Genomic DNA, 13,541 nt, shown 5'->3' with positions numbered 1-13,541 from the left:
GGCCGGGGCGGACGCCGGGGGATATGCTCGTCGAGATGACTACTCATTCTGTCGAAAGATTGGGGGTTCCATTCGTGCACGGTGAGCGCTGATGCCCACCGATACTGCGAATGGGGACCTTTCCCGCCTCTCCTTCTGGTCGCGCGTACGTGAATTCGCCGTGCCGCCAGGAATGATCGAGACTGCCACCGCTCGTCGCCTGCAGGGTGATTGGGCCGGCGCGTGCGCCGCGGCAGGCTTCGATGTCGATCTCGACCTGCGCTCGACGGCGCGGACCCACGGTCGCGAACTCGCCGCGCGGATCCGGTCCGACCTGCGATATCTGGCACCGGACCTGCTGCGTTGGCACCTACCGCGGATCGCACCGGATGGGCTGCTGCGGCCCGGGTCGACCAGCACCCTCGCGCGCTACGCGCCCGCAGGGCAAGAACGCGGCAGCCCGCCGGGCCTCGAACTCGTGGTTCGCACCGCGCCCGCCTGGGCCGACGCGGGCCAGCGGATCAGCCTGGCGTTATCCGACGGCTCCGCCAAAACGGCTGCGGCGGAACTGCATCCGCATCCTCGACCGGACCGCCGATATCGCCTGGATCTGCACCGCCACCTCTGGGACGCGCGTAGCACCGACGAGTTGTGGGCACGCTGCGGGGCCGGGCAACCGCCTGCCCGGCCCGATCCCGAACTCCTCGCACTGTTGCCCCCGTCCGGTGGGTGTGCGGTCGAGACCTGGGCGCTCGAGGCGCGGCTGCTATTGGATGCCGAGAAGTGTTGCGGCAGTGCGTTCGTCGTACGGCTGGGCGGTCGGCGACGATTGGTTCTGCGGGTCGGCGGCGACGGCGGGGGACCGCCCACCGTGCGGATCGAGCCGGGCTATCCGGCAGGCCGCGTCTCCGCGTTGCCGGTACTGCCCGACGCCGCGACCTGGACGCTGCCCGACCTGGCCCTGCTGCGTGCCGGTGCGATCACGGCGCAGCGGCTGCACCCGCTGGTCGCGGCGGCACTGGTACCCGGCGGCGCTTCCGCGGTGCAGCAGCCTTACGCCGTGGCCGGACCGCGTCTCGTGACCTGCCGGGGCGAGCAGCACCGCATCGGATTCGTCGACGGTGTCCTGTCCGCGCTCGACCACGACCCCGTGGAACTCCGGCGGGAGGAACTGCTGGCTGCGCTGTCGGGCACGCCGTTGCCGTGCTTGCAGGCCATCGATGTGGCACACCGTGCACCGGACTGCCTAGCGGGCATCCGGGAACGATTGCACCACGGCGATATCGCCGGCGCGTTGGCCTTGGTCGAGGGACTGCTCGGTGCCGACGCGCTGCTGCGCGACGGCGCACTGCGCGACGAACTCGAAGCCGCCGCGCGGCGGCGAATCACCTACGGGCTCTTCCGGTCCGGCCTGTCCGAAGCCGCTTCGGAGCCCGTCCCCACCGGGCGGGCCCGGCGGCGCGACCGTCGCGCGCATCCGCGCAACGCAACGCTGCACTGATTCGACGACTTTCCTTCCAGCCACACCGATTCCCCGAGGTGATCACCCATGCTTGCTACTCGTCCACTCGCTCAACTCGACGTCGCCGAAGACCTGCTGACCCTGCTCCGCGCATCGACCACCGAACCGCGTGCCGACAATCAGTTGGCGGCACTGGCTTTGGCGGTGGCCGCCGACCTACCGGTGCTGCTCTGGGGCGAGCCGGGGATCGGCAAGACCGCGGCGCTGACCCAGCTCGCCGCCGATCTGGACCTCCCACTGACCACGGTGATCGCGAGTGTGCACGAGCCGTCGGACTTTTCGGGTCTGCCGGTCATCGGCGCCGACCCCGCGGTGGACGGCGTCCCGATGGCGCCGCCGGACTGGGCCGTGCGACTGGTCCGGGCCGGGCGCGGGCTGTTGTTCCTGGACGAATTGTCCACTGCGCCACCGGCGGTGCAGGCCGCGTTGCTCCGGTTGGTGCTGGAGCGGCGCATCGGCGCCCTGCAGTTGCCGCCCGGCGTGCGGATCGTCGCGGCGGCCAATCCCCGTTCCTCCGCGGCCGATGGCTGGGAACTCGGCCCGCCCCTGGCGAATCGGTTCGTGCACCTGCAATGGACGCACGACCACGATGTCGTCGTGCGTGGTCTGGGCGGCGTCTGGCCGCACGCGGTATTGCCCAGGTTGGCGCCGGAGCGGCTGAGCGAGGCCGTCGCCTTCGCCCGCCGCGCGGTGTGCGTACTGCTGGCGGCGCGACCCGCCCTCGTGCATCAACTGCCCAGCAGCGAGACGCGTCGCGGCGGGCCGTGGCCGTCGCCGCGCAGTTGGGAAATGACGGTGCGGCTCATCGCCTTTGCCACCGCGGCGGGTTCCTCCCGCGACGTGCTCTCCCAGCTCGTGCGCGGCACCGTCGGTGACGGACCGGGCTTCGAACTGCTGGCGAGTCTGGACCGGATGGATCTGCCGGACCCGGAAACGCTGCTCGCCGACCCGGCGGGTGCCGTGCTGCCCGAACGTGGCGATCTGCGGCAGGCGGTGCTCGACGGGGTGGTGGCGGCGGTGCGTAAGCGGCCCGAGCAAGCACGGTGGGCTGCCGCGTGGGCAATCCTGGTGCGCGCCTTGGAAACCGGTGCGCCCGACCTGGTCGTCGTGCCCGCGACCACCCTGGCCACGCTGCGGCAGGGCGACTGGACGGTGCCGGCCGCGATCGAAAAGCTCGCCGGAGTGGTCGCGGTATCCCAGGGCGCGGATCATGCCGCGGCGGCGCGACGATGACCGTACCGTTGGACCGGGAGAAGCTCTTCGCCGCTCGACTGCATGCCGCGCGGGTGCGACCCTACCTCGCCACCGCGTTGTTCGCGCTGCACGTCGTGGCATCCGCCGAGGTGCAGACGATGGCCGTCGATCGGTACTGGCGTTGTTACGTTTCACCACGCTTCGTGGACCAGACCCACACCGCGGAATTGGCCGCCGTGTGGGTGCACGAGGTGTCGCATCTGCTGCGCGACCACCACGGGCGCAGTGACCGGTACGCCCGGCTGCACGAACTCACCGGGCCGGGCGAACGGTTGCGGATGAACATCGCCGCGGACTGTGAGATCAACGACGACGCGTTCGGGGACGGTCTGATCCAGCCCGAAGGCGCGGTACTGCCCGCGACTCTGGCGCTACCCGCGGGCGAACTCATGGAGGACTATCTGGGCAAGTTCCGGCTCGGGCCGCACACCGACGGCATGGCGTGGCTCGACTGCGGCAGCGGCGCGGACGGATCGGAGCGCGCATGGGACCTCGGACCCGACGGAGCGGACGGGCTGAGCGAACAAGAAACGAACGCAATCCGATTCAAGGTGGCCCAGGGCATCATCGGGCGGCCGGGCAACGCGTCCGGAGCATGGCGGCGCTGGGCCGAGGAGGCTTTGCATCCGCCACAGCCCTGGCGAGATCTGCTGGGCGCGGCGGTGCGCAGTGCGGTCCGCGCGCCGGGTGTGGGCGAGGACTACACCTACGGACGACCGGCGCGACGGGCGGCCGCGCTGCCCGGCATCGTGCTGCCGAGCCTGCGTCGCACCCCACCGCGGGTCGCGGTGCTCATCGACACGTCGGCTTCGGTCAGTGACACCGAATTGGGCAGCGCGCTGCTCGAAGTCGCCGCCATCGGCCGCGCCCTGGGTGGCCGTCGCGATCTGGTCAGCGTGGTGCCCTGCGATGTCGCGGCCACCATCGTGCACCCACTCTGCGCCGCCGAACAGATCCCGCTGCTCGGTGGCGGCGGCACCGACCTGCGCACCGGCTTCACCACCGCCCTGCACAGCAGGCCGCGCCCCGACGTCGTCGTAGTGCTCACCGACGGTCAAACCCCGTGGCCTGCAAGCTGTCCGCCGTGCCGGACGGTCGTCGGACTGTTCCGTCGCGGCTTCGGCGGGTCCTACCGCGAATTCGACGCCGAGTACGTTCCGGACGCTCCGCCGGACTGGGCCCGCGTGGTCGAGATCGGTTGAATATGTGTTGTGGGCACGGTCGATTCGGCCGAGTAAAGGGTGAAGCCCCGCCGGTCGGTTAGCCGGCGGCCTCGGTGTCGCGCCGACCCGATTCGCGCAGCGCGGTGTTGTCGTCGCGGAGACGGTCGTTGTCGGTGTGCAGGGTGGCGTTGGCGTCTTCCAGGTCGAGGATGCGGCCGATGCCCGCCAGATTCACGCCCGCGGCGGCGAGGGTGGTGATGCGCTGCAGGCGGGCGATGTCGTCACCGCTGTAGCGGCGGGTGCCGCCCTCGCTGCGGGCGGGTGTCAGCAGACCGTGGCGTTCGTAGAGCCGCAGTGTCTGCACCCCGATCCCGGCCAGGTCGGCGGCCACCGAGATCCCGTATACGGCCTGGCCCGACGGGGGTAGGTGAAATTCCTGCTGGGGCTCCTGTGGCATCGCGCTCCTGATCTCTTGGTGCTCATGAGGTTTTCTATTCTAACCACTTGCACTCATCTGTCGAGAGTGCTAAAACAAATCTATGTCAGATGACACAGGTTATCTGAAACAACGAGGAAGAATGGAGTGTGTTGGAGGTGGCGACCATGCTGATGCGTACCGATCCGTTCCGTGATCTGGACCGATTCACGCAGCAGGTGTTCGGCACAGCGGCGCGACCCGCGGTGATGCCGATGGACGCCTGGCGCGACGGTGACGAGTTCCTGGTGGAGTTCGACCTGCCGGGGATCGATCCGAAATCGCTGGATCTGGACATCGAACGCAATGTGGTGACCGTGAAAGCGGCTCGGCAGGAACTGGATTCGGGGCGTTCGATGATCGCCGCCGAACGTCCGCGCGGTGTGTTCAGCCGTCAGCTGTTCCTCGGCGAAGGTCTCGATACCGACCACATCCGGGCCGACTACACCGATGGTGTACTGCGCCTGGCGATTCCGGTCGCGGAGAAGGCCAAGCCGCGCAAGATCGAGATCGAACACGGCGAACGGCGGCAGGCGATCGACGCCTGAGCGTCCGGCACGACACCCTTCCCTCGGGCGGGCCCGGTAGCCCCGGGCCCGCCCGCCCGACGATAGTCAGAACATCTGTGCGAGGAGGTTTCTCATGACCATGCGCACTGCCGAGCTGCGCGGTGGCACCGCGCCGGCGGTTACCCGATGAGTACCGAATCGCGAGTATTGCGAACACATCTGGAACAGGACGCGGCGACGGCGGTACTGACCGTCGGCGGTGAAGTCGACGCCGCCTCCGTGACGCTGTTACGTGCCGGGATCGAGGCGGCGCTCGACGCCGGATCGGAGGTGCTCGTCATGGATCTGTCCGACGTCGGGTTCTTCGGTTCCGCCGGGCTCAGCGCACTGCTGTTCGCGCTGGAGTCCGTGCCGCGGCGCGAACTGCGCGTCGTGGCGTCGCCGCAGGTGCGCCGACCGATCGAGGTGACGGGCCTGGACCAGGTTCTCACGGTGTTCGACACCCTGGACGGCGCGCTGTCGCCGGACGAGGACCCGAGCGTCGCGTGAATCCAGCGCGGTTCATGTGCGCTGGGTGCAAGTATTCGTTGCAGAGATTGCAGTAGACATCAATCCCGGCTGCCTCGAGACTGAGTGCATGAACCGCAATCAGGAACCGGTGGCCGTGGGCAGGATCGTACGGCCGCGCAAGTACGGATCGCCGGACGTCCTCGAGATCGTCGAAACGCAGATATCGCAACCGGATGCCGACGGGGTCGTCGTGCAGGTGCGGGCCGCCGGCGTGAACCCCATCGATTGGAAGATCTACAGTGGTTCGTTCCACGAGGTCGACGACGACGAGAAGGGCGCGGCCGGGCTCGCCGAGAACCTGCCCCGGCTCGGCCTCGAGTGCGCCGGCGTCGTCACCGCGGTCGGTTCGACCGTCACGGAGGTGGCGGTCGGCGCCGAGGTCATCGTGTACCCGATCACCGGTGCCTACGCCGATTACGTTACGGCGCCGGTGAGTTCGCTGATACCGAAGCCCGCCGGACTGGACTGGCCGGCGGCCGGGGCCTTGATGCTGGCAGGCCTGACCGCGATGCATGCGTTGCACGCCGCGGGTGTGCACGACGGTGACACGCTGCTCGTCCACGGCGGTTCCGGTGGGGTCGGGCTGCTGGTCGTGCAGTTGGCCGTGGCGGCGGGCGCGACGGTGATCGCCACCGCCAGCGCCCGCAATCACGCACTGCTGCAACGGCTCGGCGCGATTCCGGTGAGCTACGGCACGGGACTGCTCGACCGCGTCAGGGCCGCCGCACCCGGTACCGTCACCGCGGCGATCGACTGCGCGGGCAGCGACGAGGCGTTCGACACCTCGCTGGCAGTCGTCGCCGATCGGCGACGCCTCGTCTCGATCGCGGGCGGTGATCGTCACGTCGCCGCCGGTATCAAGGTGCTCGGCTATGGACCCGGTCAGGATGCGGGCACCGAGTTCCGCAACGCCGCCCGGGCCGGACTGGCCGCACGCGCAGTCGATTTGGAGATTCTGATCGACAGCGTCTATCCCCTGTCGGAAGCGGCGCAGGCGCACCAGGCCGGGCTCGCCGGACACGCGCCGGGCAAACTGGTGCTGATCCCGTAAGCATCGGCACCGTGGCAGGCCGCGCCGCGCGACCATGCAGCGCGAGGGGCCTTCCTGTTGTTGGTCAATTACCCTGTGCCGCTTCGCTGACCGAGGCCCACTCGCGCCACAGCGCCAGGCGCGCTTCGTATTCCGTGGTGACGTAGCGCAACGCCCCCTGCCCGAGCAGCAGCCGCCGCGGTGGCTTGCCGGCGTCGACGACCGCCAGCAGAGCGGATCGGGTCGCACGCGGTGCGCCGAGCGGTTGATCCGTATAGTCGATGGCCGCGCGGGCAGGATCGTAAGCCGCGTTCGCCGTGGTGAATCGGGTAAGCGTGAACCCGGTGTCGTAGCTGGCGGGTTCGAGCACGGTGACGTGGATGCCGAAACCCGCGACCTCGTCGGCCAGTGCCTGGGACAACCCTTCGAGCGCCCACTTCGAGGCGCTGTACGCGCCGGTGTTCGCTGCGGCCAGCAGTCCCCAGACGCTGGAGACCTGAATGATGTGCCCGGCCCCGCGGGCGCGCAGGAAGGGAAGTGCCGCCTGCGTAACCCACAGTGGCCCGAGCAGATTGGTCTCCAATTCGGCTCGGATCTGCTCCTCGGTGAGCTCCTCCACCATGCCGAACTGCGCGTACCCGGCGTTGTTCACGACGACGTCGAGGTGCCCGAAATGCTGTACGGCCTGCTCGACCGCGGCGTGCACACCGGCCCGATCCGTCACGTCCAGCTGCAACGGTAAGAAGGTCGCCGGGAACTCGGCGGCCTGCGCGGCCAGTGCCGTCAGATCGCGAGCGGTGCCCGCGACCTGATCGCCTCGTTCCAGCGCGGCTGCCGCCCACTCCCGGCCGAGTCCGCGCGAAACGCCGGTTATGAACCACACCTTGCTCATTCGATCCATCCTTTTGCCACTACATCCTCAATTAACGGACGTAAGGCTACGACTGTTAGTTAACTGAAGGCAAGGGATAACATATGTAAGTTTTGTGTTGTAAGGTGAGACGCATGGGCAAGAACGAGACTTCGGCACCTGTCCGATCCCGCAACCCGCGCGGTGAGGGTGCGCGACTGCGGGACGAGATCGTGGCGGCGGCGGTCGCGCTGCTCGACGAAACCGGTGACGCGAGCGCCATCACCTTGCGCTCGGTCGCGCGGCGCGCGGGCATCGCGGCGCCCTCGATCTACCGGCACTTCCCGGACCAGCCGGCGATCATGCTGGCCGTGGCGCAGGACGCCTTCGGCGAGATGGCGCGACAGCTGCGTGCCGCGTTCGACGCTGCGGGCGAGTCGCCCAGGGCGCGGCTCGCGGCGGTCTGTCACGGGTATCTGGACTTCGCGCAGGCGCGACCCGGGCCTTATCGCACCATGTTCGGCGGGGTCTGGGTGCCCGATCTCGGCGACAGTTCGGTGTCGGAGAGCGAGATGGCGATGCTCGGGGACGAGAGCCTGCACCTGCTCGCCGCGGCGCTCGCCGACTGTGTCGCCGCCGGCGTTTCCAGCAGTACCGATCCGGCCGCGGATGCGGTGGCGCTGTGGCTGGGACTGCACGGGCTCGCGCATCAGCGGGTGGTCGCGCCGTCCTTTCCGTGGCCCGCGGACATCGCCGACCGTCTCATTGCCGCCCTCGCTCACCTCGGCGCGGCGTGAGGTAGCCGGGCAGGTTATTGTCCAGCCACCGATGGTGTGCACGGCGGAAGGGAAAACCCATGCGGTACAACGAATATCGGACATATGACGCAGTCGGCCTGGCGGAACTGGTGGCCAAGGGCGAAGTGCAACCGGCCGAACTGTTGCAGGTCGCTCTGGACCGTTGCGCGCAGGTCGATCCCGGTATCAACGCGGTGAGCCTGCTGATGGCCGAGGCCGGGCGGGCGGCCGCGGCCGCGCCGTCGACGGGGCCCTTCGCGGGGGTGCCCTTCTTGCTGAAGGATCTGGGCCAGGATTTCGCGGGGTATCCGACCTCCGCGGGCACCGGTCCGTTGCGCAAGATCGACGCCACCCACCACAGCATCGTGGTGCAGCGGTGGATCGACGCCGGCCTGGTCGTTTTCGGCAAGACCACCACACCCGAGTTCGGGGCCGTAGCGGTCACCGAGACCGGAACCTTCGGCGCGACCAGGAATCCCTGGGATCTCGACCGGTCGCCGGGCGGGTCGTCCGGGGGCGCGGCGGCCGCGGTCGCGGCGGGGATCGTGCCGATGGCCGGCGCCAGTGACGGCGGCGGGTCGATCCGGGTTCCCGCGGCCTGCACCGGATTGTTCGGCCTGAAGCCGGGGCGCGGGATGGTTCCGGCCGGTCCGGACGCGGCCGAGAACATCTTCGGCGCCTCCACCAGTGGCGTGCTGTCGCGCAGTGTCCGCGACACGGCGGTCATGCTCGATGTGCTGAGTGCGCCCGATCCCGGTGGCCCCTACCTGTCCGCGCGCGCCGAGCAGCCCTACGCCACGGCGGTGAGCACCTCACCGCGACCGCTGCGCATCGGGTTCAGCTCCGAATCGCCTTTGGGCACAACGGTTCACGCAGAAGCCGTGCGGGCGGTCGAGCACACCGCAGCACTGCTGGAAGAGCTGGGCCATCACGTGGAACCCGCCGCGCCGCGGATCGATGGCGAGCAGTTGGCCCACGATTTCATGGCCGTGTGGACCGCCAATCTCGCGACGAAATTGGCCAAGGCCCGGCGGATCAGCGGTGCGCCTGACTCCGCGTTCGATATCACCACCCGGGCCGCGGCGGCGGCCGGGCGCGCGCAGACCGTGACGGCCCTGCTCGAAGCGCACGAGGGCTGGAACACCCACGGACGAGCGCTGGCCGCATTCCACGACACCTACGACCTGTGGCTCACCCCGACCATCGCCGCGCCGCCACTGCGCATCGGCCAGACCAAACCGCCTGCGGCACTGGCGAAGATCCTCGGGGCGCTGCTGGAAGTCGGTGCGGGCCCGGCCATTACACGTAGCCCAATCTACCGCAAGATCGTGCGGGCCAACCTGACCCCGGTGCCGTTCACACCGCTGGCCAACGTCACCGGCCGACCGGCGATGAGCGTGCCGCTGCATCGCACGGCCGACGGCCTACCGCTCGGCAGTCAGTTCGTCGGCGCTCTCGGCAGCGAGTTCCTGCTGCTGCAACTGGCCGCGCAGCTCGAGACAGCCCAGCCGTGGGCGCAGCTCGAGCCGCCCGAACCCGCGTAGCTCCTAGGCGTGCCGTGGCAGGCCGCGCCGGTCACCGGTGGCGTCGTTCCGCCTCGTACATCTCGGCTGCCGCATTGATCCGGGCGCGGGCCTCGATGTGCGCGACGTGGGTGCACGGGGTCGGATCTTTCAGAGTGGGCAGGACGAAAGCCAGTGGCCAGACCCACGCCAAATAGTAAGCGGGCGTGAAGAACAACGCGGGGCCGCCGTTGATCACCTTCAGCGGCACCCCGTGCCGCTTGCGGTAGTAGATCTTGCAGACGATGATCCCGGCGGTGATGTAGGTGAGGCCGAGGATGATGCCGATGAGAGTTGCGTCCATGCGCACCACGGTGTCACCCGCGCCGGGCCGGCGGTATCGGCCGAACGTGGGACATGTTGGCGCACAAGGGAATTCTGTAGGCCGGTCGAATGACACAGTCGGTGGGCTCAGCCACCGAGCGGCGCAAGGATGCGGCATTCGATGTCGGCCGAGGGTGGTCGTTGTGCCCAAACCTTGCGTCGGTGTCTGAGACAGTCTATTTTGGAGGGCACCCGTCGCTTTTTACGCGGACGACACAGGAGTCGCGCCATGATCTCTGTACCTCTGGATGTCCTTCCCCGTTCGGGTCGTAGGCCATGGCGGTGGCGGTGACAGGCACGGGCGGCGGCATCGGGCGACTGCACCGGATCACGAAGCGGGACAGGACATGAACGAGACAGCAGCGCCGCTGTACGAGGTCGCCGTGATCGGGGCGGGTCCGGGCGGTATCGCGGCGGGTGTGAAACTGCGCCGGGCGGGCATCGAGGATTTCGTCGTGCTGGAGCGCGCCGACGAGGTCGGCGGCAGCTGGCACGAAAACCACTATCCGGGGCTCGGCGTCGATATCCCGGCGCTGGCCTACCAGTATTCCTTCGCCCGAAAAGCCAACTGGAGCAGAGTCTTTCCGCATGGCGCCGAGGTCGAGCGGTACCACATCGACGTGGCGCGTCGCTTCGGCGTGCGCGACCGGGTGCGGTTCGGCGCCGAGGTCGAGCGGGAGGAGTGGGACGAGCATGCGGGCTACTGGCGGTTGTTCCTGGCCGACGGGTCCACCGTCAGTGCCCGATTCGTGATCAGCGCGGTGGGCGCGTTCGTCCGGCCGAAGACCGAGATGGGCATTGCCGGTGTGCCCGCCTTCAAAGGGAAGATCCTGCGCCCGAGCAGCTGGGATCACGACTACGACCTGTCGGGCAAGGCGGTGGGCATCATCGGCACCGGTGCCAGTGCGGTGCAGATCATTCCGTCCATCGCCCCGCAGGTCGGCAAGCTGACGGTCTTCCAGCGCACCCCGGTCTGGTCGTTGCCGAAGCCTGACTTTCGTATTCCGGTTGCGCTGCAACGGGTTCTGGCAGTCCCGGGAATCCAGCCGGCGCTGCACGGCGGTGCGCTGGTGGTGATCGATCTCGCGTTGCGTGGGGTGGTCGGGTTGCCGGGGAGAGTGGTGCATCCGGCCATGGACCGTTTCGACTCCGCCTGCCTGGCGCTGTACCGGCGCTATCTGGCGCGCGTGGTCACCGACGCGCCGACCCGAGTGGCGTTGACGCCGGACTTCGGCCCGGTGGCGAAGCGGCCCACCCTGTCGAATAGCTACCTGCAGGCCTACAACCGGGACAACGTGGCCTTGGTGACGGCGCCGATCGAGAAGATCACGCCGACCGGAGTTCGGACCGGCGACAAGGCGCTGCATCGGTTGGACGCACTCATACTGGCGACCGGTTACGAGGTCTTCTCCGACCCGGAGACGTATCGACCGGGAACCATACTGGGCCGCAACGGATTCGACTTAGCCAAGTTCTATCGTGAAGAAGGCCTGCAGGCCTATCAGAGCGTATCGGTGCACGGTCTGCCGAACCGGTGGACCCTGGTCGGCCCGTACTCCTGGACCGGTTCGGGGTGGCACGCGTTCGTGGAGATGACCGCCGACCACGCCGTGCGCGCGATCGCGGAGACGCGCAGACGGGGTGCGCTCTGGTGCGAGGTGCGCAAGGAGGCCGCGGACGCGTACCACCGGACGGTGCACCGGCGCGGCGAGTCGCTGCGCTACTACCTGGCCGAACTCAACGGCCATGTGCCGACCTACTATCGGAACTCGCAGGGCGACACCACTTATGTCCGGCCCTCGGGGTTCTTCGAGGCCCGGCGTGGTAACCGCCGGTTCCCGCTCGACGACTACCGGTACGAGATGCAGGCCCCGGCGGGAGTTTCGGCATGACACGACCGCCCCGGCCGGAACGGCCGCACGACCACGGGCAAGTTCTCATGCGTTCCATCAGCACACCCGACTACGACGTGCTCGTCATCGGTGCGGGTTTCGGCGGCCTCGGCACCGGCGCGGCGCTGCGCCGCGCGGGCGTCGACAACTTCCTGATCATCGACAAGTGGCAGCGGGTCGGCGGCACCTGGAACGCCAACACCTATCCCGGTGTGGCCGTGGATGTTCCGTCGCCGATCTACAACTTCTCGTTTCAGCAGCGCTCCCGGTGGTCCCGGTTCTTCGCGCCCGGCGCCGAGATCCAGCGTTACGCCGAAGAAGTGGCGGATCGGCAGGGCCTGCGCGACAAACTGCGGCTCGGTTGCGGGGCGGTGCGGGCACGGTTCGACGAGTCCGCCGATCAGTGGCGGGTGCTGACCACCGACGGGGACGAGATCACCGCCCGCTTCCTGGTGAGCGCCGTCGGCGTCCTCGAACAGCCGAAGCCGCCCGCCATTGCGGGACTCGATCGATACACGGGCATGCTCATGCACACCGCGCGCTGGAATCACTCCTACGACTACCGCGGCAAACGCGTCGCGGTGATCGGTACCGGAGCGACTGCGCTGCAAGTGATTCCGCGGCTGGCCGAGCAGGTCGAGCAGCTGACGGTCTTCCAGCGGACCGCCATCTGGGTAGCGCCCAAACCGGACTTCGCGTTGGGCCGGGTCGGTCATCGGGCACTGGACTTTCCGCCGACCCAGCAGGCGGTCCGGCTGGTCGGCAACGTCGCCGTGAACGCTTTCCTCGGGATCGGCCTGGCGTTGTCGGACTATCCGCGCCTGACCTCGGCCGTGCTCGGCGCGGGTGAAGCGGCGCTGAAGGCCTATCTGTTCACCCAGGTGCGTGATAGTGCCCTGCGCCGCGCACTCACCCCGACCTATCGGCTGGGGTGCAAACGCCCGTCGATCTCCAACAACTATTTCAAGACCTACACCCGGCCCCATGTCGACCTGGTCACCACGGCGATCGAACGCTGCACCGAACAGGGCATCGTCACCGCGGACGGCACACATCGCGAGTTCGACATGGTGGTGACCGCCACCGGATTCCAGGTGATGGACAAGGGCGCTACGCCGCCGTATCCCGTATACGGCTGTGGCGGCACCGAATTGGGGGAGTACTGGGACACCCACCGGTACCAGGCCTACGAGGGGGTGTCGGTGCCCGGGTTCCCCAACATGTTCCACATCTTCGGGCCCTACGGCTACGCGCCGGGTTCGGTGATCCCGCTCATCGAAGCCACCGCCGCACACAGCAGCCGGGTCATCGCCGAGGCGTTGCGGCGCGGCGCCACCCGGGCCGAGATCCGCCGGGAGCCGCACGAGGAATACTTCGCCCGCATGTATGCCCGCAACAAGAACACCTATCTGTTCAAGCAAGGCTGTGCGGAATCGCGCACCTATTACATCAACTACCAGGGGGACGGACCGGCCTTCCGTGCGACCACCCAGTTCGGAATGTATTGGAGCAACCGGCATTTCCCACTCGACCACTACCGGTACACGTCGTCTCCAACGGTGCCTGCCGCCGGGGGCGTCGAGTTGGCGGCGGCCGAACTACCGTAGCCGGACG

At 68.5% G+C, this 13,541-nt stretch carries 13 protein-coding genes; 10 read left to right on the top strand and 3 right to left on the bottom strand.

Features of this window, described 5'->3' with window-relative positions:
• Positions 1-172: 172 nt before the first annotated feature.
• Genes TY25_RS19540 through TY25_RS19530 form a run of 3 tightly spaced genes read left to right on the top strand, consistent with a single transcriptional unit; the run spans position 173 to position 3,957 of the window.
• Positions 173-1,480 (top strand): hypothetical protein, encoded by a 1,308-nt coding sequence (locus tag TY25_RS19540; RefSeq protein WP_088606854.1) that lies wholly within the window; start codon positions 173-175, stop codon positions 1,478-1,480.
• A 48-nt stretch (positions 1,481-1,528) separates the two neighbouring features.
• Entirely contained in the window at positions 1,529-2,734 is a 1,206-nt protein-coding gene (locus TY25_RS19535; RefSeq protein ID WP_042258218.1) for an AAA family ATPase, read from the top strand.
• The gene (locus TY25_RS19530) at positions 2,731-3,957 is read left to right on the top strand and encodes a vWA domain-containing protein (protein ID WP_042258217.1); all 1,227 of its coding nucleotides are present in this window, start codon (positions 2,731-2,733) and stop codon (positions 3,955-3,957) included. The genes TY25_RS19535 and TY25_RS19530 overlap by 4 nt, the downstream gene beginning before the upstream one ends.
• 58 nt (positions 3,958-4,015) lie before the next feature.
• Here the strand turns inward: TY25_RS19530 and TY25_RS19525 are convergent, their stop codons facing one another.
• On the bottom strand, positions 4,016-4,375 hold the full coding sequence (locus TY25_RS19525; RefSeq protein ID WP_042258216.1) for a MerR family transcriptional regulator: 360 nt from the start codon (positions 4,373-4,375) through the stop codon (positions 4,016-4,018).
• A gap of 146 nt (positions 4,376-4,521) precedes the next feature.
• Between TY25_RS19525 and TY25_RS19520 the strand changes: the two genes are divergently transcribed.
• The 3 genes from TY25_RS19520 to TY25_RS19510 all read left to right on the top strand — a co-directional run bounded on the left by TY25_RS19520 (position 4,522) and on the right by TY25_RS19510 (position 6,523).
• Entirely contained in the window at positions 4,522-4,941 is a 420-nt protein-coding gene (locus TY25_RS19520) for an Hsp20/alpha crystallin family protein (protein WP_081868984.1), read from the top strand.
• 147 nt (positions 4,942-5,088) lie between these two features.
• Positions 5,089-5,451, top strand: a complete 363-nt coding sequence (locus TY25_RS19515) for an STAS domain-containing protein (protein WP_042258214.1) — start codon at positions 5,089-5,091, stop codon at positions 5,449-5,451.
• Between the two features lie 88 nt (positions 5,452-5,539).
• The gene (locus TY25_RS19510; RefSeq protein WP_042258213.1) at positions 5,540-6,523 is read left to right on the top strand and encodes an NADP-dependent oxidoreductase; all 984 of its coding nucleotides are present in this window, start codon (positions 5,540-5,542) and stop codon (positions 6,521-6,523) included.
• A gap of 64 nt (positions 6,524-6,587) precedes the next feature.
• Here the strand turns inward: TY25_RS19510 and TY25_RS19505 are convergent, their stop codons facing one another.
• On the bottom strand, positions 6,588-7,394 hold the full coding sequence (locus tag TY25_RS19505) for an SDR family NAD(P)-dependent oxidoreductase (RefSeq protein WP_042258212.1): 807 nt from the start codon (positions 7,392-7,394) through the stop codon (positions 6,588-6,590).
• Between the two features lie 113 nt (positions 7,395-7,507).
• Between TY25_RS19505 and TY25_RS19500 the strand changes: the two genes are divergently transcribed.
• Together TY25_RS19500 and TY25_RS19495 are read left to right on the top strand one after the other, a co-directional pair.
• A complete protein-coding gene (locus TY25_RS19500; protein ID WP_042258211.1) occupies positions 7,508-8,149 on the top strand; it encodes a TetR/AcrR family transcriptional regulator in 642 nt (213 codons plus the stop codon).
• 59 nt (positions 8,150-8,208) lie between these two features.
• Positions 8,209-9,693: an amidase gene (locus TY25_RS19495; RefSeq protein ID WP_042258210.1), complete on the top strand. Its 1,485-nt coding sequence runs from the start codon at positions 8,209-8,211 to the stop codon at positions 9,691-9,693.
• A gap of 31 nt (positions 9,694-9,724) precedes the next feature.
• Here TY25_RS19495 and TY25_RS19490 read toward each other — a convergent pair whose 3' ends face one another.
• The gene (locus tag TY25_RS19490; protein ID WP_146153981.1) at positions 9,725-10,015 is read right to left on the bottom strand and encodes a hypothetical protein; all 291 of its coding nucleotides are present in this window, start codon (positions 10,013-10,015) and stop codon (positions 9,725-9,727) included.
• 367 nt (positions 10,016-10,382) lie between these two features.
• Between TY25_RS19490 and TY25_RS19485 the strand changes: the two genes are divergently transcribed.
• Together TY25_RS19485 and TY25_RS19480 are read left to right on the top strand one after the other, a co-directional pair.
• Positions 10,383-11,927 (top strand): flavin-containing monooxygenase, encoded by a 1,545-nt coding sequence (locus TY25_RS19485; protein WP_042258208.1) that lies wholly within the window; start codon positions 10,383-10,385, stop codon positions 11,925-11,927.
• A gap of 47 nt (positions 11,928-11,974) precedes the next feature.
• Complete coding sequence (locus TY25_RS19480) at positions 11,975-13,534, top strand: flavin-containing monooxygenase (RefSeq protein WP_042258207.1); 1,560 nt, start codon at positions 11,975-11,977, stop codon at positions 13,532-13,534.
• Positions 13,535-13,541: the final 7 nt, after the last annotated feature.

The organism is Nocardia brasiliensis NBRC 14402 (genome assembly GCF_000308475.2).
Taxonomy (GTDB): domain Bacteria; phylum Actinomycetota; class Actinomycetes; order Mycobacteriales; family Mycobacteriaceae; genus Nocardia; species Nocardia brasiliensis.
Note: the sequence above shows the minus strand (reverse complement) of the source record. Positions and strands in the feature narration are given on the sequence as shown.